This window comes from Haliea sp. E1-2-M8 (assembly GCF_030649675.1).
GTDB lineage: Bacteria > Pseudomonadota > Gammaproteobacteria > Pseudomonadales > Halieaceae > Haliea.
Genome location: NZ_JAUTDR010000013.1, coordinates 111,828 through 138,603 on the forward strand (window position 1 = coordinate 111,828; position 26,776 = coordinate 138,603).

A 26,776-nucleotide genomic window follows, 5' to 3' on the forward strand; every position below is an offset into this window, starting at 1 on the left:
AAACGGCTGCTAATTTTACCACAGATTGCATTTTGCCACGCGCTCCCCTGCCGCTGCTGAACAGCCCGCACCGCGCGCCAGGGTCTCGCTGGACATGCAAGCGGTACATTTACCCAAAAACCACTAGAAGTTCATTGAAATACAGCGTATAAGTTCATGTTATTTATAGAATAATATTGTGTCCCGCCTCTTGGCTGGGAGACAATGAGACAGAATCTGCCAAGACACACTCCGGGGCACTTGTGGAACTGCGTACCGTACTGGTGATTTCCGCCAACAAAACCGATCATCTGGTCTTGTCGGATTGCCTCGGCCGCGCTGTGCCTTCACGCTTTCGGCTGGTCAGCAGTGATGGGCCTGAACGGCCACTTGAGGCGCTGCTGAACCCCGCTGTCGATGCCGTTATCATGGCTGCTGGACCGGAAACCGATTACCTGCTGCGCCTGGCCCAGAAAAACGCCCCTTCGCTGCCCATGATCCTGCTGCTGGACGAGGCACCGGGCAGCGCCGCGGCGGCGCAGCTGCGTGCAAGCGGCGCCCAGGACCACCTGGTCCGGGGCCAGCTGCAAGACGCCCTGGTGCACCGAATCCTGGACTACAGCATCGAACTGAAACAGGCGCGGACCACCATTCACGAGCTGTCGAACCGGGACGTCCTCACCGGCGCCCTGAACCGGGTGGGTTTTCGCGCCCATCTGGAGCGCGCCATGCAACGCTCCCAACGCTACAATTTCAAGACTGCCCTGCTCTATATCAACATCGATCAGTTCACCAACATCAACGACCACTTCGGGGAACTCAACGGCGACCTCCTGATCCGCAGCCTGTGCCAGCGCATGGTCAGCAAGTTGCGCAGCAGCGACAGCATTGCCCGGCTCGGTGGAGACGAATTCGGGGTTGTGCTGGAGGACGTCAACTCCGCCGGCGACATGGCGCGGATTGCGGAGAAAATGCTGCAGGCTATCGCCGCTCCACTCAGTCTCGATGAACAACATGTCCAGGTCGACGCCAGTATCGGCGGCGCCCTGTATCCCGATGATGCCGCCGACTTCAGTGAACTGGTGGAGCAGGCGCGCAGCGCGATGCAACAGGCCAAGTCCATCCTGGGCTGCAAATTTATTCCCTACAGCGACCGCCTGCAGTTTGACATGGCCGGCATCAATACGCTGGCAGCCGAGCTGCGGGGTGCCGCGCGCAGAAACCAGTTCGAGCTGCATTACCAGCCGCGCATCGCCCTTGAGACCGGCCAGCTCGCAGGACTGGAAGCTCTGCTGCGCTGGAACCATCCCGATCGCGGGTTGATCTGCCCCGGCGAATTCATTGCCGAGTGCGAGGACATGGGGCTGATGAAAAGTATCGGTCACCAGGTCATCCAGCATGCCTGCTGCGCCCTCAACTGGCTGGCCGAGCAGCGCCTCGGAGACGTGGTGGTTGCGGTCAATATTTCCTTCTCCCAGATTCAGGACGACCGGTTTGTGACCGCGGTGAAAGACACTTTGCAGCGCACTGGCGCGAACCCGCGCCGGCTGGAGTTTGAGCTGACGGAAACCACCATCCTGAAGCAACCGGGAGCCATCAAGGTCCGTATGGATGAGCTGCGCCTGCTGGGTATCCGCTTTTCCCTGGATGATTTTGGCACCGGTTTTTCCCAGCTCACCCACCTGACCGAATTGCCGATCACCGCGCTGAAAATAGACGCAGCTTTTGTCCGCGATCTGCCCCACCATCCCCAGCAGGCGGCCGTGTGTAGCCTGATCATCGAAATGGCCAGGCGTCTGGACATTGAGGTAGTGGCCGAGGGCGCCGAAAATCACGAACAGATAGAGTTCCTGCGTAACCAGGGCTGCCAGCAGGTGCAGGGCTTCTACTACAGCCCGGCGATTCCGCTGCAGCAGCTACCCCGCTTCGTTCAGGAGCAGCGCTTCAAGATCCGTGAGCGCATCCTATCCTGAACCAGGGCGGCATGGCGCCCGGGCAGGACGCCCATGACGGGGCTGGCACTAGGCGACCGATCCCGGTGATGGTAGCCTGTAAACATAAATTTTCGCACCTTCGCATGGCTCCCTGATGCCCCACACAAATCCACCCCCAATGCGCGCCAAGATACTGGTCAGCGATGACGACCAGATTGTGCGCATGCTGACCCGACAGTGTCTGGAAGCGGAAGACATGATCGTGATCGAGGCCAGCAATGGCCACGAGGCACTGGACATGTTCGTGCGCGAGCGCCCTGATTTGGTATTCCTCGATGTGGAAATGCCCGGCATGTCGGGCCTGGAAGTCTGTCGGCGCATCCGCGAGATGCCTCAGGGCGAGTCCATCCCCATCATGATCGTCACCGGCTCGGATGACCGCGAATCCATCGACCAGGGTTTTGACGCCGGCGCCACCCAGTACAAGACCAAGCCAGTCAACTGGTCACTTTTGGGACGGGACGTCCATTACATGCTGCGGGCCAGCCAGGCCTTCAACTCCCTGAAGCGCCAGGAAGATCGTCTGCGCTACCTCGCCTATTACGACCCGCTGACCAACCTGCCCAACCGGCGCAGCTTCAACGAGCAATTGGTGCGCATCCTGAAGCGCAGCCAGCGCCGCAATTCCTTCGCAGCACTGATGTTCATCGACCTCGACCATTTCAAGCGCATCAACGACTCCATCGGCCATGGCCGCGGCGACCGCCTGCTGGTGGAGATTGCCAAGCGCCTGACCCTGGAGCTGCGCGAGGACGATGCCATCAACTTCTTCGGCGACGATGACGCCGAGGACCAGGATGGCAGCACCGAGATTGCCCGCCTCGGCGGCGACGAGTTTACCGTGGTCCTCTCCGATGTGCCGGATACCGCGCATGTCGAGACTATCGCCCGGCGCATTCTCGACAGCCTCTCCCAGCCGATCGCCCTGCAATCACATAACCCGGTAGTGACTCCCAGCATTGGCATTGCCATCTACCCCATGGATGGAGAGGATCCAGACAGTCTGATCCGCAATGCCGATACCGCCATGTACGTGGCCAAGGCCGAAGGCCGCGCCTGCTTCCGCTTCTACAACGAAGAAATGAATGCCAAGGCTGTCGAGCAGCTGAAGATGGAGGAGGAACTGCGCCACGGGATGCAGAACGGAGAACTGGAACTGCGCTACCAGCCCCAGATCGAAGTGGTCTCCGGCGATGTGGTCAGCCTGGAGGCGCTGGTGCGCTGGAAGCATCCGCTGCGCGGCATGGTGTCCCCCTCCGAGTTCATTCCCGTGGCCGAGCGGACCGGGCAGATCATCGAGCTCGGTGAATGGGTGATGTCCCAGGTCGCCAGGGATTGCCTGTACTGGGATTCCCTTGGGCTACCCCAGTTCCGGGTGAGCGTGAACATATCCCCGCTGCAGTTCAACCAGACCGGGCTGTCGCAGTTTGTGCGCGGCTTTATCGAAAAGTCCCAGATACTGCCACACCGCCTGGAACTGGAGCTGACCGAGAGCGCCATCATGACCGACGCCGAGGCCAATATCGTCAAGCTGCAGGAATTGAAGGCCATAGGACTGGACCTTGCGGTAGACGACTTCGGCACCGGCTACTCATCGCTCAGCTATCTGAAGCGCTTCCCGATTGATACGCTCAAGATTGACCAGAGCTTTGTCGCCGACCTGGGCAGCCCCGACGGCGCGGCGATCATCGACGCCATCCTGGCGCTGTCGAAAACCCTCAAGCTGCGAGTGATAGCCGAAGGCATCGAGACCTTTGAGCAGATGCGCTACCTGGTGGATATGAAATGCGACCTGCTGCAGGGCTTTTATCTCTCCATGCCCGTTTACCCCGAAGAAGTACCCAACCTACTGCGGCAGAACTTCGCTGAGCAACTTGCCTCAGGAAGCTGACTTGCGCACCCGGCCAAACTTTCCCTTTCTGCGTTTGCCGCTGGCCCTCTGCACTATGCTGTGCAGCGCAGCGGTGTCTGCCGAACCGGAGCAACCCGAGTCCCTCCGCGTCATGCTACAGGGGAATTCCGCAGCCGCGCTCAGGCAGCTGGTGGAAGATGCAGGCGGCAGCGTCAGCCACGACCTGACCATCATCGACGCGGTGGGGGCGCTGGTCACCCCCGCCCAGCTGGAAAACATACGCAACTCGCCGCTGATCCTGCGTCTGATCGACGACCTGTCCATGGACATGTCCGAACCCCTGCCACCCCCCGACAAGGCAGCCTGCACCATTGGCGGCGCCCTGGAGGCGACGCTGCGAGCAGACGGTATCCATTGGCCGCTCTTCAACCAGGGCCAGACCCCCGCGGAGCTGACACGGCTGGAGATCAGTTGGCCCGATGCACTCGGCGACCTCTCTCAATTGCGCCTTGACGCCAATGATCTGCCACGCGGCTCCGAGACAACCGACGCAGGGGGGCGGCGGAGCCTGACGCTGGAATATGAGCCCGGGCAGACGCCGTCTCTCACCGGCATTGCCCACATGCATATCGGATTTTCCCGCGGCCTCGCCGGCCCCGATGGCCGACTTGCCTGGGCGCAGAAAGACTTCAGCCTGAAGCTGGAATTCGGCGATGAATGCACTAGCGAACTCATCCCCGGCTACGCCGATTACGCCGGCGATACCTATTACCCCACCGTTGCGGGTGCGTCCGAGCTCCATCGACACGGCATTACCGGCCGCGGCGTCACGGTCGCGGTACTCGATTCCGGCCTCTGGGAACACCCGGCGCTGACCATGGACACCCACGGCAAAAAACGGATTGTCGGGCGCTATGACGCCATGGACAACATCGCCGGCGAGCCCGTCGCAGATGCCAGCGGCCATGGCACACACATGACCAGTGTTGTCGCGCACAGTGAGGAAGTGCTCACTAATGGTGCCCCATCAGGGACCTGGAAAGGGATCGCTCCGGATGTGAACCTGGTGGCGGTAAAAGCATTCGACGAAGATGGTCAAGGTGACTTCCTTGACATCGTCCGCGGCATCCAGTGGATTGTAGAGCAGCGCGAGGCGCTGGACATCAGGGTTCTGAACCTGTCATTCGCCGCACGACCGCGCTGGCCCTACTATCTCGACCCCATCGACCAGGCCCTGATGAAGGCCTGGGCAGCCGGCATCACCGTCGTTGCCGCAGCCGGCAACGAGGGGCCAGAGCCGATGACCATAGGCTCCCCCGGCAATCTGCCCTACCTGATTACCGTGGGCGCCTACACTGACTCCTGGACTGTTGCAGACCGGGACGATGACTACATTCCAGACTTCTCTTCCCGCGGCCCGACACCCAGTGGGCATATCAAACCCGACATCGTGGCCCCGGGGGGGCATATCGCCGGCCTGGTCAAGCCAGGCAGCACCCTCACCCGCAAGCACCCGAATTACATGATCAGTACCGGCGAACTGGTGATGACCGGCACATCCCAGGCCAGCGCATTGGTGGCGGGCATTGCCGCGCTCCTCTTGCAACTCGAGCCAGACCTGACCCCGGACGACGTCAAGTGCAAACTCATGAGCAGTGCCGAGCCGGCGATCAACCGCGACGGCAAGCTCGCTTACAGCCCGTTCCAGCAGGGCAGCGGGGCCGTCAACGCCGTAAGGGCTGTGACGCTGGGACAACGCGGTTGTGGCAACAGCGACCTGAATCTGGGCCGGGACATTGCTGGCGAAGAGTACTTTGAAGGCCCGGCAATAATAGATGAGGAAGGAAACGCCACCCTGCCCGGGCTCTACCGCATGCTGGCCAGCGAACCCTCCGCCGATGGTTCAAGCAGCGACCGAAAGTGGGGGGTGAAGGATCACATTGAGCGCGAGCACGCCGCCGATCCCGCGCCCGACTTGCCATTTCAATGGCTGGAAATCTACCTTTCCGAGCGAGATTTGATAGAAGCACTATCCACGCAAACAAGGCCCCACGCCGTCGAGTAGCATTCATCTCCCGGACATTGCCCCAATTGGGTCAAGCACACGGGGCCGCCCCAAGGCAAGTTATTTTCTGCATAACTTTCAGATAGTTACGCAACCCCATTTCCTTCACACCACCATAACTCACGCCGAGAGACTGTGCGCTGCCACACCGTCTACCCCAAAAAGGGTATGGCCGTCCCTTCATTGATACCGCCCCGCTCCCTATAACTGAGTCAAGCTTCACGGATAGAAGATGTGATAAGCCTCTCACGGACGAGATGACTTTAGGAATGTGATGCCACCTGGTGGCCGAAAAAAAATGAGGTACTCAATGAAAAACGTAGAAGTTAAATCTCGGCTGGCAATGATCGGCACCGCTTCATTACTATTAATATCGATCAATGGAGCCGCTCACGCGGAGCAGGTAGCGACTGCAAGTGCTCCTATATCTCGCTCTACTTCAACAGTAGATCACTCATCAGTTTCGGTGGCATTAGCATCCAAGCAGTCTTACCGTAACCACGGTGGCTACCACTGGGGAAGCGAGGAATCCCATCTGCAAGCCTCTGATTCATCATGGGTAGCCAATGACGCAACCGAGTCCGGTTATAAGTGGTCGGTGAGTAACCGAACTACGGAGCACTCCCAAGAAGCCCTTTCTCAACACCTAGTTAGTTCCAACGAGTATTCTAGTGACGTACAACAGGCTGGATATCGCTGGGGCATCCGCAATGTCGCTGACCAGTCCGGCTACCGTTGGGGGATCCGCAACGTCGCTGACCAGGCCGGCTACCGCTGGGGTATCCGCAACATCGCTGACCAAGCCGGCTACCGCTGGGGCATCCGCAACATCGCTGACCAGGCCGGCTACCGTTGGGGCATCCGCAGCGTCGCTGACCAGACCGGCTATCGCTGGGGCATCCGCAACGTCGCTGACCAGGCCGGCTATCGCTGGGGCATCCGCAGCGTCGCTGACCAGACCGGCTACCGCTGGGGCATCCGCAACATCGCCGACCAGGCCGGCTATCGCTGGGGCATCCGCAGCGTCGCTGACCAAACCGGCTACCGCTGGGGCATCCGCAACGTCGCTGACCAGGCCGGCTATCGCTGGGGCATCCGCAACGTTGCTGACCAGGCGGGCTATCGCTGGGGCATCCGCAACATCGCTGACCAGGCCGGCTACCGCTGGGGCATCCGCAACATCGCTGACCAGGCCGGCTACCGCTGGGGAATCAGATAGAAAGCGAGCAACACAATTTGCTCTAACGTACGCGGCCCTCACGGGCCGTTTTTTGTTTCCCCTACACCCACACCCACCGTAGTCTCAGCTATATAATCGCGGTAACATTCGTGTCACGCGTTTTGAATTTATTAACTGGGCAGTCTTTGTGAAGCTTATAGCTCGTTTTGCTCTCACTCTTTCTATTGTTTTGTTATCGGAGAAAAGCCTAGCTCTTAGTCCGAAGGACTACACCTTTCAGCTTTCCCCTGCCACCCGAGAGTTGACCCAACAGTCTGTGCGGACCATTTATCAGGACAGCAGAGGCTTTATATGGTTACTCACCCAAGAGGGATTACACAAATATGATGGTTATACCGTAACACGGTTCAGGGCATCTAATCGGGATCCAAATTCGATAAGTCATGAATCAACAACAGGCATAGCCGAGGACAGCGAAGGATATATTTGGATCTCTACAGCGGGGGGGGGGCTCAATAAGTACGATCCTACCAATCATACTTTCAAGGCCATAAAAGCAGGTGAACTCCCTTCTCACCGCCACCCTCTATCTAATGAAATTTACACCCTGTTCCTCGATAGCCAAGGAGATCTTTGGCTTGGTTATGATATAGGCACCGGCTTCAGTCGATTCTCTCCTGCAACGCAAACCTTCGAACATTTTCCACCCGACCAAAACTCTGTTGCAACTAGAGCTGTATCATTTTCTGAATCCTCGGACGGGGTGATCTGGGCATTGATCGACGGCCTCGGGCTTTTAAGAATAAACCAGAATGAAGAGTCCATAGAAACTATTCGAGTTCCTAGCGCAACAGATAGTTCCAGACCTCTTACGAGGCTAAGTCATATAATGACTGCTTCAGACGGCAGTGTGTGGATATCATCGTTAGACTCCGGAATCGTACGATTCTCTACGAAAACTGAAAAATTCGAATACTTCGACACTTCCTCCCCGGAGGGAAAATCAGTCTCCGATCAGACAGTCTATATGACGATGGAAGACCGTTCTAACAACATTTGGGTTGCCACAAGAAGTGGCGTGAGTGTCTGGGAACCAGCTAGCCAAACTTTTACGTGGCTTAATTCCTCTAACTCAAACATACCAGACAACCAGATACTAAGTGTTTTTCAGAGCAGGTCAGGAATAATTTGGGTCGGCACTTACAACGGACTCGCATACGGCACAAGATCGCTATTTAAGCGTGTTGACTCTATTCTAGGCCCCCCAAATGACTCAATAAATGCGTTTGCCCAAGACAACGATGAAATAGTTTGGGTTGGCAGCAATACTGGACTTTATACTTATGACCCACACAACACCACAGAAGATCACTATTTCCCTCAGAATGCATTGAACGATCGCATTTCTTCCCTACAAGTTATGAGCTTGCTCATTGAGGACTCGATCCTATGGGTGGGAACACTGAATTCAGGACTAAATCGAGTAGACCTAGAAACCGGTGATACAAAAGTTTATCGAAGACGGATCAGTGACCCCACGAGCATAAGCGCCAACGGCATCACTTCAATTACCAGGACAAAGACCGGACTAATGCTCATCGGCACCTATGGTGGCGGACTAAACATATACGACGAAACAGCTGATAGCTTTTCTCATTTCAGATGGGACCCAAACGATAAAGAGTCCATAAGTAGTAACAACGTGGTAGCGATAACTGAGGACAGCAACGGAGAAGTATGGATAGGCACGGAAAACGGCCTTAATTTCTTTGACCATGTCAACGGTACGTTTCGACGATTCATTTCAGAAACCAGCAACCCAGAAAGTCTTTCAAGTAATCTTGCATGGGCAATACATGAAGATATACGAGGAAATCTCTGGATTGGCACGCAGAGTGGAGGAGTAAACAAATGGTCTAACTCAGACAAGAAAAATAAGATTAATAGATTCTCCCAGTATCAAGAGAACATCGACCTTCCCAGCGCAGATGTTTATGGGATCACTAGCGACTCCAACTCGGATATTTGGCTATCACATAACCGAGGATTGTCGCGCATATCGAGAAAAAATGGCACCGCAGAGCACTTTGATTTGACTGACGGGCTTCAAGGGTCTGAGTTTAACCACGGCGCTGTGCTCAGAGACAAGCAGTCGAGACTTTTCTTCGGAGGAAATAACGGATTCAACGTTATAGAGCCGGAAAATATCGAAAGAAACGTTTATCTACCACCGGTCCAAATCACCGAATATAGACTACTAAATGAAGAAGTATTTTTCGACGTGCCTTACGATCAAGTGCAGGAAATTTCGCTCCCATACAACTTTCGTTATGCGAGTTTCACGTTTGCATCCCTTGACTACACCAACCCCTCTTCTAACCAATACCGCTACATGCTTGAGAGATTTGACGATTCATGGATCGAACTGGGAAATTCGAGGTCCGTTTCTTTCACTAGTCTCCCAGCGGGATCATATGTTTTTAAACTGCAAGGTAGTAACTCAGACGGAATATGGAGCGATAATGGCGTCGCGTTTGAATTGAACGTCACACCTGCGCCGTGGTTGAGCAAGCAAGCGTACTTCGCGTACGCCATCTTTGCGTTATCTATAGTTTACCTGATAACAATGAATCAACGGGCAAAAAGCCAACAGGCGATAAAAAGACAAAGGGAGCTCGAATTAAAGGTTCAAGAACGAACGGTTGATTTAGAAGAAGCTAGGAACTTGGCAGAACGCGCCAACAGATCAAAGTCAGATTTTTTAGCTACAGTAACCCATGAAATTCGAACCCCGATGCATGGAATGATTGGTATGACTGAGCTGCTTTTACACACCAAGCTATCGGATCAGCAACAAAAGTTTGCAAACGCAGCTCATGCAAGTGGCCAAGCTCTACTCCAACTTATCAACTCTATATTAGACTTCTCAAAAATAGAGGCTGAGCGAGTGGAAGTTGAGAACATCGACTTCGATCTTATCCAATTACTTGATGATGTGTGCTACCTTCAAAGCGAACCCGCGAGCAGAAAATCTCTTGATTTCCTTTATGTAATCGAAGGCCCGCTACCGGGTAAAGTAATAAGCGATCCCACCAAACTGAGGCAGATAGTAATAAATCTCACCAGTAATGCTATTAAGTTCACGGAAAAAGGATTCATCCGAGTCACAGTTGACTGGCAGAATGACGCAGTCAATTGCAATAGTGGATCCATTTCAATCACCGTTGAAGACACTGGCATAGGAATGGATGAAGCCGCTAGAGAAGGAATGTTTGAAGCGTTTACTCAAGCAGATGCCAGCACCACCAGGAAATATGGCGGCACTGGTCTGGGACTGGCAATATCTAAACGATTCGTCGATTTGTTGTCAGGAGAGATACTTGTCGACTCAGAGGTGCATGTCGGCACGAAAATCAAGATAAATGTGCCTGTGAGAGTAAGCACAAATGCAAGAACTTGTGCAGACTGGGGAAACCACAATATAGTGGTGCTTGCCGCCCAAGACACCACTACAGAAGCGATAACTTCTCAGCTTAAAGTTGCGGGAATAGGATTTTCGACAACTACAGATTGGCGGGAGGCCATGAATTGCGCCCAACCCTATACCGCAATTTTGATCGACTCCGATTACTTTGACAGCATAAATGAAACAAACAGCTTTATCCGCTCATGCCCGACACAAAAAATAATCTTACTCTGCCCATTGAGGAAAGATACTTCAGGCCTTGACCGCAGTATTTTGCATGTTATTACAAAACCCCTTACCAGCAGCGTTCTGTTGCAACATCTACAAGAACTCTTTGACATTGATCACATACGCAGCGGTAACAAAGTTCAAACGCAACACCCTATGAGAGACATTAAACCTAGTGTGCTCGTGGCAGAGGATTTAGAAACAAACCAAAAGATAATAGGCGAGATTCTTCAAATGTATGGCTGCAACATCACGATATCTGGAAACGGACTTGAGGCGCTAGAACTAGCCAAACGGCAGCAATTCGACATTATTTTCATGGATTGCCAAATGCCCATTATGGACGGATACCAGGCAACCGCAAATATTCGGGAATACGAAAAGACAGAGAATAGATCAAAGACGCCTATCATCGCGCTTACTGCCGGAAATACTAGCGAGGAAAAACAGCGCGGATTAAGTGCCGGGATGAATAGGTATTTGACAAAACCTTTTAAAATCGGAGATATTCGCGAGGTTTTGGAGACATACTCTTTATTCAAACCTGCCGCCGAAACATCCCTAGGCCCCAGCTATTCTTCTGTCTCTGCCAGTAGTCAAACAACAACTAAAGACTTTGCAAAATCGGAAATATTCAATCTAAATTCAATAGAAAATATAAAGGCGGTAGAAAGACAAACAGGCAATCCAATCCTGCTAAAACTACTTATAGGATTCGAAGAACAAATGAACGGAAAAATTGTGGAACTCGCAGAAGCCGAAATGACTAGGGACGCCGAGTTGGCGTCTACAGTAGCGCACGCCATCAAGTCTATGAGCGCAAATTTAGGGGCCGAGAAAGTTCGATTAATAAGTGCCGAAGTTGAGAAGAAATCCAGGAGAGGGGATCTGACAGATTTAGATAGTAAAATTGAAGATATAGAACTGGCTTATAAGGAGTTCTTACAGCATGCAGAAGAACTCACACAGACGACTTGATGGGGGAGCCGGATTACCCGCATCTGTGCCCACACGAAATTCCATAGTTTATTGTGCACTTTATTTAGCTTTTCTGGCATTGGCGTTTCCAACGCTTTCTCAGGCGACTCAGGAATTTGACAGCTCTCTAGAAAAAGAGCTATACGACGGTGTATCCAAGACGGTACGCATACAGCCGCTAATGCAGACAAGCGCACTTGGTGATGCTGCCATAACGTCGATACTCAGCCAGAAGAATGGTCAACTATGGGTCGCAGAACAGAGCGGACTTCATATGCATGACGGGCAAAGGCTGGTTTCATTCACTACAACAGACCCCCACCAACAACACTACGCCCCCTCATTGGATATTTCGTCTATCACCCAAGACGACAAGGGAGATGTCTGGGCATCATCACGCAGCACAGGAATTACTCGATATAACCCAAAGAAGCGGATTTTCGAAAACGTAGAGGGGTTACCCAACAGCAGCGTCTCGCAAGTTCTTTTTATGGATCACGACACCCTTGTCTACGTTCATGAAGGCACGATCAAAGGCCACCCAGTTTCTTCAAGTTCGCGAGCTTCCACGCTTCACGAGCACGCCCAAATTACTGGCGCCGTATCCAGAGTACTAGTCGAGGACGAATCAAACCTCATTGTGTTCGCAGACTTGGGAATATTTCAAATTAATCTCAAGAATAACTCTATTGACGATAGAGCGCCGCTCTTGCTCCGCACAACCGAGGAACCAGCCGTAACTCAGACTAAAAGACTCGCCGACATCACAAAAATTGCGCTCGATGAAGGTGCTGTAGTCCGGATTCCGCGCGAAGGATTAAGCGCAGAGATTATTAGCGAGCACAATATATCGCCAGCCACTAAGATTACTGCCGTTCATAAGGAATTATTTTTTGCTGGCACCGATGAAGGACTCTACGTTTTTCGCCTGGATGGTAGCTTCGTCGAAAAGTACACCACGCGCAATTCAGGGCTTACTAACGACCATATCACTCACTTACATTCCAATGGCAATACGCTTTGGATTGGAACGTATGAAGGTTTATCTTATTTAAGAATATCAGACTTTGAAATTTACAACTATCTTTCAGATTCAATCTCCAACGAGATCCTAAATTTCTCTCAAGATAATTCAGGAAATATCTGGCTCGGCACCTATGACGGCCTATTTAGGTTTGATCCAGAAACTATGTTACATAAACCTTTCTCGAAAATCTTCCCAAATATATCTTTAGTTGACAACAGGGTAATGGCGCTTGATGTGCACGGCTCAGAGATTTTTATTGGAACGCGGAGATCGGGGCTACTAATTATAGATACAACCTCGCGAGAGGTTATTGAGAACACTATCAACCCCAATCGTGATCTTCAAGTCACTCAGGTTTTAAGGCTCTCTGACACAAAAGTCCTCGTCTCATCCTTTAATTATGGGGTGTATTTATTAGAGAAACTGACTAGACGAAATAGAACTGTGTATGTCGCGCACAAGGTCACTGACAGCACTATCACAATATTGAGAAAGCATGCCAACCAAGTCATCGCCACTAACGAGACTGAAGTCTACCTTTACCACATTGAGTCCCAGAACTTCAGTCCAGTGAGCCTTGTTTTTCCTCTACATAACGTGCAGCCGACGATAACGGCCGTGCACTCAATGTCTGAGAACGAAATTCTTATCGGCACTCAGAGTCACGGTTTATTTACCGTAAACCATGAGGATAAAGATCAAACCATTCTCCACGCAGAATCAGATCTGCAGGAGGTTCATTCCTACGCAGCTGCCGTGTACGCAATTGAAGAGGATACGGAAAACCGCCTATGGATAGCCACTTCAAACGGCTTGTTCCTTTACTCTGATACTTTCGATTTCTTTCGTAGGTATAACGCCGCAGATGGAATTCAGGGCAATAAATTCAACTTCGGGTCATCATTTATTGACAGAGATGGATTTCTCTATTTCGGAGGCAGCCGAGGTTACAACAGATTTCTCCCAAGCCAAATCTCAACTTCCACGAGTCCTCCTTCAATTTTCATTACGCGGATTTATTTCTCGGGGGCTGAATGGCCGGCAATGTTTACAATCGAGGGATTAGACTCAATTATCCTAAGCCACAAAGATCGCTTCATAACTTTTGAGTTCAGTGCCCTGGATTACACAGACCCGGAGAGCACTCGTTATCGGCACAAGCTGATTGGATTCGACAAAGACTGGATAGACATAGGCGACCGCGGGTCAGCTACTTACACCAACTTGCCTGCGGGAGATTACGTTTTCCGGGTACAGGCTGTGAATTCAGCAGGAATCTGGAATTACGACGGCTTGGCCATCGACCTCGAGGTTGAGCCTGCGCCCTGGTTAACCTGGTGGGCCTTTACGGTTTATTTGCTCGCTGCTGTAGGCGTGTTTATTGTGGTTTTGAAGTTTTCCCGCAAGTATATGCTCAAGGAACAGCAGCTAAAACAGGCGAACGAGATGCAGCGGGTAGCTGATCGCTTTGCGGATGAACTGCAGGATCAGATCGATTTTCGGAGCAAACTCACCGACTCAATTCATTCATACAACAAGGATTTGCTGTATTGGGCACGATTCTGCACGGATTCGACCGCTGAGTACGAAGCTTCAGATAAGCAGCATATTCAGGACAGAACCCGGTTCCGACTGGGAGTGCTTGAGACGATACACGACAGTCTTTACTATCAAGGTGAAAGACTCTATGCCAACCTCCACAACTGCGCGACCGCACTGGCAAACAAGTTGTGTGAGGGCCATCCCCAGGTGCGCGATCGACTCACCATCGTCAATGATATCCAGAGGGAATTGATTCCCGCAGCGCAGGCTATTCCTCTCGCCATCATGCTTGCGGAACTGTTTGATAACTCACTGTCGCATGCCTTTGCCGCTAAACGCGCCACCTGTTTTGTGCGATTTTCAGTAACCATTACACCCGACCCAGATACGTGCAGTGATGCGGTCAGGTTCATTTATCAGGATGACGGAGTGGGCATACCGTCGGGGCTGACATTTGAGTCACCAGAGTCTGCGGGGTTTGCGATTATCGGGCATGCAGCTGAAACGCTGGATTGTGAACTGGCCATCGGAGAGAAGGATCGGTGCATGGTTGCCTGCCGCTTCGATCTCCCCTGGGCGAATCTGCAGGCTGGATGACTCTCTGACGGGGATCTTGCGGGTGGTTACTTTCCCTGGAACCGGGGTGACCTTTTTTCCCGCTTGGCCGCAAAACCCTCCTGCAGGTCTTCCGAATCAAGACAGGCCTTCGCCAAAGCCTGCGCCCCGTCACGATCAATCTGGCCGGAGGCAGCCTGCTGGATGATCTGCTTCATGGCGCGAACCGCAAGAGGGGCCAGGTTGGATATTTGTAGCGCAAGGGTCTCAGCGGCTTTGTCGAGAGCGGCGGGTTGCACGAGATGATCCAGGAAACCGAGCTGCAGCAGTGTTTCAGCCTCTATTTCCTCGACGGCCAACAGCATACGCTTGGCGGCGCTGACACCCAGGCGTTCCACGAAACGGTTTATACCGGTGACGGGGTAACACAAGCCGATGGCGGCGGCGGGAACGCGCAACTTGCTGCCTGCGATACCTACCCTGAAATCACAGCTGAGGGCCAGTTCGACGCCACCGCCATAGACGTTGCCGTTGATTGCACAGATCGTCGGGATGGCAAGATGAGCCACCATGTCTGTGGTTTCCTGAAACTGGTCGCCGGATAGGTCACCGCTACCGAGCTGCTGGAGTGACGCTCCGGCGCAGAAGGTCTTGTCGCCCCACCCGGTAATGATCAGAACGCGCACCTGTTCGTCAGCACGAACAGTCGCCAGATGCTTCTGGATCGCCGCCAGCTGTTCTTGCCCCAGCGCATTGTGCTGGCTCGGATTGTTCAGAACGAGTCGACCGATATGCCCGGTTCGCTCGTAGAGTATGGTGTCGGTCATGCGCCGGATTCTGGCACAGGCCGCCGCTTTGTGCCACAGCGAATGCAAGGTTGCGCCGCGGCTGCGAGCTGCGGCGCTAGACAAGCCCAGCCGCGAGGCTGATACTCGGTTTACCCTGCAGCCCCTGGAGGATGACGCGACAATGCCGGAACGTTGTGGCTGGTGTGGATCGGACCCACTCTATGTGGCCTACCATGACTCTGAATGGGGTGTGCCGGTACACGATGACAGCACCCTGTTCGAATTCCTGATCCTTGAAGGCGCACAGGCCGGCCTGGCCTGGATTACGGTGTTGCGCAAGCGAGAGGGCTACCGGAAGTTATTCGCTGGCTTTGACGCCCAGCGGATAGCCCGCTTCAGCGACCGCAAGCTGGACAGTCTACTGGGCGACCCCAGTATCATCAGAAACCGACTCAAGGTTTACGGCGCCCGGCAGAACGCCAGGGCTTTCCTTGCCGTGCAGGAGAAATTTGGATCGTTTGCCAACTACATGTGGCGCTTTGTGGACGGCGAGCCCATACGCAATCGCTGGGCGAATATGGGGGAAGTGCCCGCCAGTACCCCGCTGTCGGATGCCATCAGCAAGGATATGAAGCAGCGGGGGTTCACCTTTGTAGGCACCACCATCCTGTATGCCCACATGCAGGCGACCGGCATGGTCAACGACCATATACTCTCCTGTTTCCGGCACAGCGAATGCAGTGAGCTCGCAGGCTTGTACCAAGGAATCTAGGAAGCCCAATGGAAGGAGAGACGAAGCCCGCGACCGCCAAACGTGAATCTACCAGCGGAAGGGTATGGCAACTCGCCTGGCCGACGATCATATCCAACCTGTTGTTCACTGTAGTCGGCTTCATGCATATCAAAATCGCTGCAGGACTGGGGACGTCCGCGGTAGCAGCCGTCACTACGGGCCACCGCGTGTTCTTCCTGGTCCAGGCGATTCTCATGGGGCTTTCGGTTGCAGCCACGGCAATGGTTGCCAGGTACTGGGGAGCTGGGGATATCGCGCGGGCAGAAATGGCCAGCTGGACGGCGCTGCTGTTGGCGCTGCTGATCGCGACGCTGCTCAGTATTCCGGTGCTCCTGATTCCCGGCAGCATCGCCGGCTTGTTTGGGCTGGACCCACTCACAACCACGCTGGCAGCGCGATTTATCTTCTGGCTGGGCATGTTCAACCTGTTTTCGGCGGCCAACATGATGTTGGCGACCTCCCTGCGCGCAACCGGGGACGTCATTACGCCGCTCTACTTTCTCCTGGTCAGCTCGACGCTCAACGTTAGCTTTGGTTACGCGCTGGCCTTTGGTTTGGGTCCGCTGCCGGAAATGGGGGTCGCCGGTGTTGCACTCGGCGGGGGAGCGGCGGGCGCCGTGGTCACCTGCGGCTTTCTCGCTTTCTGGTGGCGGGGCAACTTTGGCCTGAAACCAGTTCAGCGCCTGAACATCGACTGGGGCGGCGCGCGCTATCTGGTACGGATAGCCACCCCCGCGGTCACCGAGCAGGCGGTGGTGCAAGTGGCTTTTCTTGCGTTCTTCGCGATTATTGCCAATTACGGTACCACTGCCTACGCAGCCTACGGCATCGGCATAAGCCTGGTGGCCTTTCCCATCGTGGTCGGTTTCGGATTCGGGGTAGCCACTGCCACGCTGGTAGGGCAGCAGCTCGGCGCCGGCCGACCCGACCGCGCCATGGCCACTGGCTGGCGGTCCTTGCGAATGGCACTCATTGCCATGATAAGTCTGTCAATTATCATGGCCTGGTTTGCGGAGGACCTGGCCACGTTCATGATCAGCGACCCCGAAGTTATCTCCCTGACCGTCGTTTTCATCTATGTGATCTGCCTGGCACAGCCCATGATGGCCTGCGACTTTGCTCTCGCCGGTGCTCTGCGCGGCGCCGGTGATACGCGTTTCCCCCTGGTAGCAACATTTATCGGCATCATCCTTGGGCGCCTGATCCCGGCCTGGCTGTGCACGCGGCTGGGGCTCTCCGTGTATTGGATCTTCGGAGTGATGCTGCTGGACTACAGCCTGAAAGCTGTGCTGCTGATCTACCGCTACCGTTCCCGCAAGTGGCTGGACCTGCGTTTTGAGCACAATCCCAAGCCGGCGCTGTAGACAGCGACAAAAAAAATACTTAAAGTTGGAATTATCGACCACCGGGTACGGGCAGTCGGCATCCAGGTCCGGCAGAGGCGTTACATGGGCAAGAGCAGGGATAAAGAAACGACTGGGCCGGGCTCCCCCTTCAATCGATCTGCTCAGCACGATGCCAAACGTACCGCGATACTCTCGCAAGCGGCGCGCCTGTTCAACTCCAAGGGATCACGCGCTACCACCCTGCGCGATATCGCCGAAACCCTCGGCCTGACCAAGACCAGCCTTTACTACTACGTGAAAACCAAGGAAGAGCTGATCTACCAGTGCTACCTGGCTGCCCTGGGCCATCACTTGCGCTCAATGGATGATATAGAGCAGCGCTGTAGCAGCCCCCTGGAACGGGCACGGCAGTTCTTCCTGCTGCAGTTCGAGAACTGGCTGGCGGCCCAGGAGAATCGCGGCCCGCATCTTGCCGCTTTGCTGGAGATTGCGTCCCTGCAGGGAGCTCACCGCAGTGAGGTGGAAGCGCAGTACATCGCCCTGTTCAAGCGCCTGCGCGGCTACCTGCGGGCGGGTATCGACGCCGGAGAAATCCGGCCCTGTGAAACCATTGCGGCAACCCGTGCCATGCTGGGCTCACTGGACTGGATCTTCTCCTGGCTACACAGCCAGCCGCGGGAACAGGTTGGCGCTCTGGCACAACAGGCCTGGGACCTGCTGGCCCGCGGGCTGTATCCCGGTGCTGGCGAGTACCAGCACGGCTCCCTGCTGCTGGATTCCGCCGCGGAGAACTATGTCCACGGCTTCGATCGCGATGAGCGGAACCGGCTCAAGCAGCAGGCGTTCTACAAGACCGGCTCCTGGTTCTTCAACAAGAAGGGCTTTAATGGCACCTCCCTGGACGAGATTGCAGAGCACCTGAACGTATCCAAAGGCGCGTTCTACTACCATATCCGCAACAAGGAAGACTTGCTGTTCAATTGCTACACCTACTCCCTGGACGTGACCGAGGAGATCTATCAGCAGGCACTGGGACTGGAAGGGACGGGTTTGCATAAAATCGACCAGGTCTGCAGGCGAATCTTTCACGCCCAGAATTCCGACCGGGGGCCACTGATACGCTACAGTACGATTACCGCCCTCCCCATGGCCAGGCGCAAGCAGATCCTCAAGCGCACCGAGTCATCCAACCAGCACTTCGGTGAATTTATTCGGGAGGGAATCGCCGACGGCAGTGTGCGCGATATCGAACCATTTATTGCCCAGCAACTCATTGCAGGCGCCATCAACGCGGCAATGGACATCAAACTGTGGCGCCGGGTCGATGACCTCGATGCCGTTGCTGTGGACTACTTCGACATCTTTTTTAATGGCCTGCAGCCGCGCTGACACCGTCGCGGCCGAGTCCAACGAGGAACACCACCATGGCTGACAAACTGGAAAAACTGCTGGCACTGCTCGAAGTGGAGCGTATCGACAAATATCTCTTCATCGGCAACAGCCCCAGCTACCCGCCACGCGTGTTCGGCGGCCAGGTATTGGCGCAGTCGCTCTATGCCGCCAGCAAGACCGTGGAAGCCTCGCGCAGCGCTCACTCCATGCACGCCTATTTTCTGCGCCCGGGCAATCCGAAGAAGCAGATTGTGTATGAGGTCGACCCTATTCGGGACGGCGGCAGCTTCACCACCCGGCGGGTGATCGCCAAGCAGGATGGCATACCGATATTCAGCACCTCAGTGTCTTTTCACGCCATCGAGGAGGGACTGAGCCACCAGATTGACATGCCGGTGGTAACGCCGCCGGAAGAACTGGAAACCGATTTCGAGTTCTGGAGCATGATGGCAGAGAAGTATCCCGACCGTTTTACCGGGCCCTTGATGCAGGCGCTGGAGCGGCGCCCGGTCAAGCGCCGGGACTATCTGAATCCGCAGCCCCAGGAACCGGAACAGTTCATGTGGTTCCGGGTGCTGGACCCGGCCGGTGATATCGGCGATGACCCGGTGCGTCACCAGACCATTCTCGCCTTCATCTCCGACTTTGCCCTGCTGGGCGCCGCCCTGCTGCCCCACCCCTATACTGGCATGAGCCCGGAACTGCAGCCCGCGAGCCTGGATCACGCACTGTGGCTACACCGTCCGCTACGCGTGGACGAGTACCTGCTCTACGCGATGGACAGCCCCAGCGCCCACGGCGGCCGGGGTCTGAGCCGCGGCACTTTCTATAGCCGCAGCGGAGAGCTGGTGGCCTCGGTAGCCCAGGAGTCCCTGCTGCGCAAGAAGCGGGTCGTCAGCGATAGCTGATGAGCTGCTCGCCGTGCTGACCGCCCAGCACCTGCAGGAAGGAGCGATCGTTGAAGTAGGACAGTGACACCTTGTCTCCGCTGTAAAAAAGCTGCGTCACCGAACAGTTGAAGATCGGCTCGTAGAACTTGTAGGCGTGCTCACCACTCAAACCCAATACCTGGCTGACAATAGTGGCGATGGTTCCTCCCGAGGTGAATACACCCACGGTCTTGCCCGAGCCCTGGGCCGCGATGACATCCCGAAAAGCTGCGCTTACCGCACCGGAGTACTCAGCCCAGCTCTGGATCCGCGGCTCGTCGCAGGCGGGTGATACCCAATGGGTAAACACCGCTTCGATCACTTTCTGGTAATCCTTGCTGGAGCTCAAGCCCTGGTCCACCAGCGCCTTGATCCTGGGGTTTGTGGTCGCCACAGTCGGCACCAGGTGTTTGATCTGCTCGTCATTGCGAACCTCATCAAAGCGCTCGTCAATATGGTGCGGCACCTCCCGGGGCTGGCTGGCCAGGGCCAGTGCAGCGGTTTCCCGCTGCCGCAGCAGACCGCCGCTGTAGGATGCGTCGAGCTGGATACCCTGGTCGCGCAAATAATGGCCCAGCACTTCCGCCTGGCGGCAGCCGAGATCGGAAAGCTTGTCGTAGTCGTGTGCCCCAAAGGACGCCTGGCCATGTCGGAAGAGATACAGTGTTGCCATTATCCAGTTGCTGCCTGTTGCCCGGGTGTGCGATTGAACCGGAGCTTGCGCCGGTAGGGGAAAAAGTCTTCGACGTAGCCCTGGCGTATCCGTTCTTGCAGACCCTGCCAGAACGATGCCTCGTAGATATCGCTGTGCATGGCGTCGAACACCTTGCGCGCGCGCTGGTTGCCGGAGAAGAACAGCCGGAACTCCTCGGGGAAAATGTCATTGGGGCCGACGCTGTACCAGGGCTGGCTGGCCATCTCCTCCGCCTCGTTCCGGGGTGCGGGTATCTCGCGGAAATTGCAGTCCATCAGCGGCACGATCTCGTCGTAATCGTAGAATACGACACGACCGTGGCGGGTAACCCCGAAATTCTTCAGCAGCATATCGCCCGGGAAAATATTGGCCGCCGCCAACTGCTTGATAGCATTGCCGTATTCGTCCATGACAGCCGCCACCTGCTCCTCGGTAGCATCCTGCAGGTACAGGTTCAGCGGGGTCATGCGCCGTTCGACATAGACATGCTTGATCAGCAGTGCCGTGCCATGCTCTTCGATCAGGGACGGAGCCACCTTGTGCAGTTCCTCCATCAACTCATCCGAGAAGCGTTCGCGGGCGAAGGCGAGGTTGGTAAACTCCTGGGTGTCGGCCATCCGGCCCGCCCGGTCCCAGCGCTTCACCAGCCGGTACTTTTCCTTTACCTGTTCCCGGGTCATTTCCTTGGGCGGCGTGAACCGGTCCTTGATGATCTTGAACACGAAATCGTAGGAAGGCAGGGTGAACACACTCATGACCATGCCCTTGATACCCGGGGCAATAATGAACTTGTCACTGGTGCTCTTCATGTGCCTGAAGGCGCAGCGGTAGTAATAGGTCTTGCCGTGCTTGTTGTAGCCCATCGAGCTGTAGATTTCAGAAATCGGTTTGGCGGGCATGAGCTGCTGCAGGAACAGGACATACTGGGACGGGACGCTGGCGTCCACCATGAAATAGGCGCGGGTGAAACTGAAAATCACGCTCATCTTGTCGGCACCGAACAAAATCGTGTCGACGTAGACCTCGCCACTGCCACTGTGCAGAACGGGGATTACAATGGGCATGGAGTCGGGGCCGGAAACGATGCGGCCGACGATGTAGGCGCCCTTGTTGCGGAAAAAATGCGGCTCGAGGGTCTGGATCTCGACACCGTCCCGGGTCAGGTCAAAACGTGGCGCGAGGTAGAGTTCGACGGCCTCGACGATACTGGCGATATCGCGCTCCATATCTTCCCAGGGCAGGCTGAAGCCATAGTCCTGCAGCAGCTGCCGCAAGGGTGTCTCGAAGTCGCCAGCGCAGGAATAGGCACGGTAGACCGGGCGCACGTCCGGTGTCGGCATGTCTCCCTGGGGTGAAAACACGAAGGCGTATTCATCGCGAATCTTGCGATGTTTGAACACTCCGCAGTAAACCGAGTTAAAGAACGTTTCTGCGATTTCAAAGTTGTTGTGGCCGCGGATCAGGTCGGCATAGCTGCCGCGCGCGTCCTGCCAGAACTGCAGGCTGTGCAGCTGCTCACCGGCAATCAGCTCCACATACTGCAGGACCCGGGTCGTGGCCTCCTTGTACAGGTCAATACGCTGGATGGAAGCCGCGTGCATGCCCTGCCAGTCCTGCGCCTCAAAGCGTGCGCGGGCCGCCAGGGTGATGTTCTGGAATTCGGCAAAATAGGACTCAAACCCGTTCAGAATGGTGCGCGCAAAGCGCTCCTGCTGGCCGCGGCTGTAGGTCATGCCCATTGCCTGCATGGCATCAAAGGTTTGGGTTGCCGAAACGGCGCCGCAGTTTGCGCATTCCACCCAACCAGCGATCGTAATCCGCTGCTTTGGCGGCACGGTAGTCCGCCACCTGCGGGTGCGGCAGGATCAGGAAGCGCTCTGCGGCCAGGCCCTCAATCACTGCGTCTGCTACCTGTTCCGGGGTCAGGATGCCATCGACACCGGCGGTGCCACCCTCCTCCACGCTGCCGATCATTTGTGTCGCCACCGCCTGGGGGCACAGGGCGGCGACCTTGATCCCGTCATCCCCGTGGGTAATGGCCAGCGCCTCGGCAAAACCGATCGCAGCGTGCTTCGTCGTGGAGTAGGCCGCGTCCCCGACCTGGTTCAGCAGCCCCGCCGCCGACACCGTGTTGAGGAAGAAACCCTCACCGCGCTCGAGCATTCCGGGCAGGCAGGCCCTGGCAGCGTAGACGTGCGCCATCACATGAATCTCCCACATGGCCTGCCAGGTACTGTTCGGTGCAGAGGTTGCCCACCAGGGGTCCCCGTCACCGGCGATAATGCCTGCATTGCTGCAGAACAGGTCGATATGGCCGTAACGGGCGACCACGTCGTCGACCATTGCCTTGATGGCGTCCTCGTCGCGGACGTTCACCGCAAAAGCTTCACCCTCTACCGCCGCGGCAACTGCCTCGGCACCGACCAGGTCGAGATCCGCGACAATGACTTTCTCTGCCCCTTCAGCGTGGAAGCGTTCGCACAGGGCCTTGCCGATGCCGTTGCCGCCACCGGTGACAACCACGACCCGTCCTTGCACCTGCATCAGAGCATTTCCTTCGCGAACAGCTCCAGCACGGCGGGATCGTGTACCCCCAGCAGCATGGTACCGACCTCGCCCCGCTTGCCGGCAGCCTTCCAGTCGGCCAGCCGTTCGATGACCCGCTCGCGGGGGCCAACCAGCGCCACTTCGTCGAGCAACTGATTCGGCACCAGCGCTTCCGCCTCGGCCTTCTTGCCGGAGAGGTACAGGTCCTGGATCCGTCCGGCGACATCGCCGTAGCCGGCACGGGAGGCGTAATCGTGGTAGAAGTTCTTGCCCTTGGCGCCCATGCCGCCGATGTACAGCGCCAGCCAGGGACGCAGGGAATCATAGGCCGCGTCCAGGTCGTCGTTCACGGCCACCGAGACAAAGGGTGCGATATCAAAGTCTGCCAGGCTCTTGCCGCCACCCGCAGTGTCCAGCCCCTTCTGGATATGCTCGCCAAGGATGCTGAACTTGTTCGGGTCCATCCATACCGGGAACACGCCGTCCGCCACTTCGCCGGCACAGCGCAGGCCCGCCGGCGTAATGGACGCGGTGTAGATGGGTATGTCGGGATTGCCCTCGAGGATGGATTTGAGCGGCTTGCCCAATCCCGTGGTACCGGGGCCGGTGTTGGGTAACTGGTACACTTCACCCTGAAATTCCACCGGGCCCTCCCGGGCCATGATCTTGCGCATGATCTGGATGTATTCGCGGGTGCGGGTGACCGGCTTGCCGTAAGGCACGCCGTGCCAACCCTCCACCACCTGCGGCCCGGATGCTCCCAGGCCGACGATGAAGCGCCCCCCGGACAGCTGGTCCAGGGACATCGCGGTCATTGCGCACATGGCCGGTGACCGCGCGGGCATCTGCATGATGGCGGTGCCGACGCGGATTTTATCGGTCTGGGCCAGGACCCAGGCGGCCGCGGTAACGGCGTCGTTGCCATAGGCCTCGGCCGTCCACACCGAATCATAGCCCATGGATTCCGCTTGCCGAATGAGATCGATGGGGATATCGATCTGCTTGCCGGAGTAGCCCAGCAGGATGCCCAGTTTCATGGTGTTGTCTCCCGGTTATTGATCAAGCACTGTAGCGCAGCTGGCTGAATTGTGCCTGATGATAATCACCGTTGCCAAAGGTGGTGTTGATCATCATCAGCCGCTTGGCATAGTGGCCAATGTCCAGCTCGTCGGTGATACCCATACCGCCGTGGAGCTGGATCGCCTCGCCGAAGATCTTCCTGCCGCTGCGGTCGACCATCACTTTCAGCGCATGCACACAGGCGGCCACATCGTCGCCGCCACCGTCCAGCTCGCACACCGCACGGTAGAGCAGGGACTTGGTCTGCTCATAGGCCATGAAAGTGTCCACCATCCTGTGCTGCAGGGCCTGGAAGCTGCCAATGGCGACACCGAACTGCTTGCGGGTCTTGGTGTACTCAAGGGTCTTGGCGTTGAGCTGGCCCATGATGCCCAGTGCTTCCGCGGCGAGCGCGATATTGGCGGCGGTCACCACCTCGTGCATCAGGTCGAAGCCAGCGTGCTGCTCCCCCACCACGTCCGCGGCCGGCACCTGCACGTCCTGGAACAGGATATTGGCTACCAGCTGTCCGTCCATCAGCCGGTAGCTGCTGCGCTCGATGCCGGCGGCGTCCGCGGGCACCAGCAGCAGGGTAATGCCGTCGCGGTCGCTCTGCTCACCGCGGGTCCGGGCCGAAACAATCAGCTGGTCGGCGCTGGCGCCATTGAATACCACAACCTTCTCACCGTTGAGGACGAAGCTGTCGCCCTGTGCGCTGGCCGTAGTCTTGATATCCGCCAGCTCATACCGGCTCTGGCGCTCCAGATAGGCGAAAGCCCCCAGACAGCCCCCCTCGATAATGCGGGGAATCAGCTCGGCCTGCTGCTCCACCGTACCGCCCCGCTGCAGCAGGCCGCCGAACAGCAGCACCGTGGCGAGGTAGGGCTCCAGCACCAGGCCCTTGCCGAACTCCTCCATCACCACCATGGTATCGACGGGGCTGCCACCGAAACCGCCGTGCTCCTCGGCAAACGGAACCGACAACCAGCCCAGCTCGGCCAAGGTCTGCCAGTTGTCGCGGCTCATGGCCTCGTCGGAGGCGGCAATCTTGCAGCGGGTATCGAAAGCGTAGCTGTCCTGGATAAAGCGCGCCACGCTGTCCCGCAGCATGCCCTGTTCTTCAGTAAATTCAAAATTCATGACTGTTGCCTCTCGAATACGGGATTACAGGCCGAGCACGGCCTTGGCGATAACGTTTTTCTGGACCTCGTTGGAGCCACCGTAGATGGTGGAGGCACGGCCATACATGTAGCTCTGGCGAGCCTGGGAGCCGAAGTCGTGGCCCAGCTGCTCAGGCGTCAGTTCGTTGGGCAACACGCCCTGGTAGTAGGCGGCGACCTCCATCTTCAGCTCCTGTACCGCCTGCTGCATCTCCGTCCCCTTGATCTTGAGCAGCGAGGACTCCGCGCCCGGCGCACCGCCCGAGGCGACCGACGCCAACACTCGCAGTTCGGTGAATTCCAGCGCCATCAGCTCAATCTCGATATCCGACAGGCGCTTCTGGAACAGGGGATCGCTGAGCAGTGACTTGCCGCCATTGACCTCACGCGCGGCGAATTCACGGGTCTGGGCCAGGGTGCGCTTGCTGTCGGCAACCCCGGCGATAGCCGTGCGTTCGTGGGCCAGCAGGGCCTTGGCATAGGTCCAGCCCTTGTCCTGTTCCCCGATCAGGTTGGCCACGGGCACCCGCACGTCATTGAACTCCACCTCGTTGAGGCTGTAGTGGCCATCGATGGAGACTATCGGGTTGACCTTGATGCCGGGGGACTTCATGTCGATCAACAGGAAACTGATGCCTTCCTGCTTCTTGCCGTCGCTGTTGGTGCGCACCAGGCAGAAGATCCAGTCCGCATACTGGGCGTAGCTGGTCCAGATCTTGGCGCCGGTAACGATATACTCGTCGCCCTCCCGCACCGCCCTGGTTTTCAGTGACGCCAGGTCGGAACCGGCGCCGGGCTCCGAGTAACCCTGGCACCACCAGTCCTCGCTCTGCAGAATACGGGGCAGAAAGCGTTCCTTCTGCTCCTCGTTGCCAAATTGGTAGATGACCGGGCCCACCATGTTGAGTCCGAAAGGGATGACGTCGCGGATGCCCGCGGCAGTGCGCTCGGTCTCGTAGATGAACTTCTGGGTAGCGTTCCAGCCGGTGCCGCCGTACTCCTTCGGCCAGCCCGGCGCGATCCAGCCCTGCTTGTACAGCCGTTTCTGCCAGTCGATAACGGCGTCCCTGAAGGTCTCCAGGTTATTCAGGCGCGCCTGCAATTCGGCGTCATAGGCCTCGGCGAAGAATGCCCGCACTTCATCACGAAACGCGAGATCTTCCGGAGCAAAACTTGTATCCACGTCAACACCTCTCTGTTGT

The 26,776-nt window shown here is 56.4% G+C and carries 17 protein-coding genes; 10 read left to right on the forward strand and 7 right to left on the reverse strand.

All coding sequences use genetic code 11. From position 1 onward, the window contains the following. The first annotated feature begins 242 nt into the window (after nucleotides 1–242). From Q6D67_RS12730 to Q6D67_RS12755, 6 genes are all read left to right on the forward strand, one after another. The gene (locus tag Q6D67_RS12730; RefSeq protein WP_304705997.1) at nucleotides 243–1,952 is read left to right on the forward strand and encodes a bifunctional diguanylate cyclase/phosphodiesterase; all 1,710 of its coding nucleotides are present in this window, start codon (nucleotides 243–245) and stop codon (nucleotides 1,950–1,952) included. 115 nt (nucleotides 1,953–2,067) lie between these two features. After that, complete coding sequence (locus tag Q6D67_RS12735) at nucleotides 2,068–3,864, forward strand: bifunctional diguanylate cyclase/phosphodiesterase (protein WP_304705998.1); 1,797 nt, start codon at nucleotides 2,068–2,070, stop codon at nucleotides 3,862–3,864. A 1-nt stretch (nucleotide 3,865) separates the two neighbouring features. Beyond that, the gene (locus Q6D67_RS12740; RefSeq protein WP_304705999.1) at nucleotides 3,866–5,890 is read left to right on the forward strand and encodes a S8 family peptidase; all 2,025 of its coding nucleotides are present in this window, start codon (nucleotides 3,866–3,868) and stop codon (nucleotides 5,888–5,890) included. A 598-nt stretch (nucleotides 5,891–6,488) separates the two neighbouring features. Continuing rightward, on the forward strand, nucleotides 6,489–7,109 hold the full coding sequence (locus Q6D67_RS12745) for a hypothetical protein (protein WP_304706000.1): 621 nt from the start codon (nucleotides 6,489–6,491) through the stop codon (nucleotides 7,107–7,109). A gap of 148 nt (nucleotides 7,110–7,257) precedes the next feature. Next, nucleotides 7,258–11,742, forward strand: coding sequence for a two-component regulator propeller domain-containing protein (locus tag Q6D67_RS12750; RefSeq protein WP_304706001.1), 4,485 nt, complete (start codon nucleotides 7,258–7,260; stop codon nucleotides 11,740–11,742). Continuing rightward, complete coding sequence (locus Q6D67_RS12755; RefSeq protein ID WP_304706002.1) at nucleotides 11,714–14,908, forward strand: triple tyrosine motif-containing protein; 3,195 nt, start codon at nucleotides 11,714–11,716, stop codon at nucleotides 14,906–14,908. The genes Q6D67_RS12750 and Q6D67_RS12755 overlap by 29 nt, the downstream gene beginning before the upstream one ends. Before the next feature lie 26 nt (nucleotides 14,909–14,934). On the opposite strand, the gene Q6D67_RS12760 is transcribed toward Q6D67_RS12755, so the two are convergent. After that, nucleotides 14,935–15,693 carry an enoyl-CoA hydratase/isomerase family protein gene (locus tag Q6D67_RS12760; protein WP_304706003.1) on the reverse strand — a complete coding sequence of 253 codons (759 nt, stop codon included), beginning with the start codon at nucleotides 15,691–15,693 and terminating at the stop codon, nucleotides 14,935–14,937. A 142-nt stretch (nucleotides 15,694–15,835) separates the two neighbouring features. Between Q6D67_RS12760 and Q6D67_RS12765 the strand changes: the two genes are divergently transcribed. The 4 genes from Q6D67_RS12765 (at nucleotide 15,836) to Q6D67_RS12780 (ending at nucleotide 20,093) form a co-directional block, all read left to right on the forward strand. Next, complete coding sequence (locus Q6D67_RS12765; RefSeq protein ID WP_304706031.1) at nucleotides 15,836–16,426, forward strand: DNA-3-methyladenine glycosylase I; 591 nt, start codon at nucleotides 15,836–15,838, stop codon at nucleotides 16,424–16,426. An 8-nt stretch (nucleotides 16,427–16,434) separates the two neighbouring features. After that, nucleotides 16,435–17,811 (forward strand): MATE family efflux transporter, encoded by a 1,377-nt coding sequence (locus tag Q6D67_RS12770; protein ID WP_304706004.1) that lies wholly within the window; start codon nucleotides 16,435–16,437, stop codon nucleotides 17,809–17,811. An 84-nt stretch (nucleotides 17,812–17,895) separates the two neighbouring features. Further along, entirely contained in the window at nucleotides 17,896–19,182 is a 1,287-nt protein-coding gene (locus tag Q6D67_RS12775; protein WP_304706005.1) for a TetR/AcrR family transcriptional regulator, read from the forward strand. A gap of 35 nt (nucleotides 19,183–19,217) precedes the next feature. Beyond that, a complete protein-coding gene (locus Q6D67_RS12780; protein WP_304706006.1) occupies nucleotides 19,218–20,093 on the forward strand; it encodes an acyl-CoA thioesterase II in 876 nt (291 codons plus the stop codon). Here Q6D67_RS12780 and Q6D67_RS12785 read toward each other — a convergent pair. The 6 genes from Q6D67_RS12785 to Q6D67_RS12810 are packed head-to-tail and all read right to left on the reverse strand — an operon-like array spanning nucleotide 20,080 to nucleotide 26,757. Then, the gene (locus tag Q6D67_RS12785) at nucleotides 20,080–20,787 is read right to left on the reverse strand and encodes a histidine phosphatase family protein (RefSeq protein WP_304706007.1); all 708 of its coding nucleotides are present in this window, start codon (nucleotides 20,785–20,787) and stop codon (nucleotides 20,080–20,082) included. The genes Q6D67_RS12780 and Q6D67_RS12785 overlap by 14 nt on opposite strands. After that, nucleotides 20,787–22,541, reverse strand: a complete 1,755-nt coding sequence (gene aceK / locus Q6D67_RS12790) for a bifunctional isocitrate dehydrogenase kinase/phosphatase (protein ID WP_370551959.1) — start codon at nucleotides 22,539–22,541, stop codon at nucleotides 20,787–20,789. The genes Q6D67_RS12785 and aceK overlap by 1 nt, the downstream gene beginning before the upstream one ends. Before the next feature lie 19 nt (nucleotides 22,542–22,560). Continuing rightward, nucleotides 22,561–23,352 carry an SDR family oxidoreductase gene (locus tag Q6D67_RS12795; RefSeq protein WP_304706009.1) on the reverse strand — a complete coding sequence of 264 codons (792 nt, stop codon included), beginning with the start codon at nucleotides 23,350–23,352 and terminating at the stop codon, nucleotides 22,561–22,563. Beyond that, nucleotides 23,352–24,392, reverse strand: a complete 1,041-nt coding sequence (locus Q6D67_RS12800; RefSeq protein ID WP_304706010.1) for an LLM class F420-dependent oxidoreductase — start codon at nucleotides 24,390–24,392, stop codon at nucleotides 23,352–23,354. Before Q6D67_RS12800 ends, Q6D67_RS12795 begins: the two co-directional genes overlap by 1 nt. A 22-nt stretch (nucleotides 24,393–24,414) precedes the next feature. After that, the gene (locus tag Q6D67_RS12805) at nucleotides 24,415–25,554 is read right to left on the reverse strand and encodes an acyl-CoA dehydrogenase family protein (protein WP_304706011.1); all 1,140 of its coding nucleotides are present in this window, start codon (nucleotides 25,552–25,554) and stop codon (nucleotides 24,415–24,417) included. A gap of 24 nt (nucleotides 25,555–25,578) precedes the next feature. Beyond that, entirely contained in the window at nucleotides 25,579–26,757 is a 1,179-nt protein-coding gene (locus tag Q6D67_RS12810; protein ID WP_304706012.1) for an acyl-CoA dehydrogenase family protein, read from the reverse strand. Nucleotides 26,758–26,776 lie beyond the last annotated feature (19 nt).

Bases quoted from the DNA above. Each gene is read 5' to 3' on its own strand.
- Q6D67_RS12735 (WP_304705998.1), top strand. From the start codon at position 2,068: ATGCCCCACACAAATCCACCCCCAATGCGCGCCAAGATACTGGTCAGC.
- Q6D67_RS12755 (WP_304706002.1), top strand. From the start codon at position 11,714: ATGCAGAAGAACTCACACAGACGACTTGATGGGGGAGCCGGATTACCC.
- Q6D67_RS12760 (WP_304706003.1), bottom strand. From the start codon at position 15,693: ATGACCGACACCATACTCTACGAGCGAACCGGGCATATCGGTCGACTC.
- Q6D67_RS12765 (WP_304706031.1), top strand. From the start codon at position 15,836: ATGCCGGAACGTTGTGGCTGGTGTGGATCGGACCCACTCTATGTGGCC.
- Q6D67_RS12770 (WP_304706004.1), top strand. From the start codon at position 16,435: ATGGAAGGAGAGACGAAGCCCGCGACCGCCAAACGTGAATCTACCAGC.
- Q6D67_RS12775 (WP_304706005.1), top strand. From the start codon at position 17,896: ATGGGCAAGAGCAGGGATAAAGAAACGACTGGGCCGGGCTCCCCCTTC.
- Q6D67_RS12780 (WP_304706006.1), top strand. From the start codon at position 19,218: ATGGCTGACAAACTGGAAAAACTGCTGGCACTGCTCGAAGTGGAGCGT.
- Q6D67_RS12785 (WP_304706007.1), bottom strand. From the start codon at position 20,787: ATGGCAACACTGTATCTCTTCCGACATGGCCAGGCGTCCTTTGGGGCA.
- aceK (WP_370551959.1), bottom strand. From the start codon at position 22,541: ATGACCTACAGCCGCGGCCAGCAGGAGCGCTTTGCGCGCACCATTCTG.
- Q6D67_RS12795 (WP_304706009.1), bottom strand. From the start codon at position 23,352: ATGCAGGTGCAAGGACGGGTCGTGGTTGTCACCGGTGGCGGCAACGGC.
- Q6D67_RS12800 (WP_304706010.1), bottom strand. From the start codon at position 24,392: ATGAAACTGGGCATCCTGCTGGGCTACTCCGGCAAGCAGATCGATATC.
- Q6D67_RS12805 (WP_304706011.1), bottom strand. From the start codon at position 25,554: ATGAATTTTGAATTTACTGAAGAACAGGGCATGCTGCGGGACAGCGTG.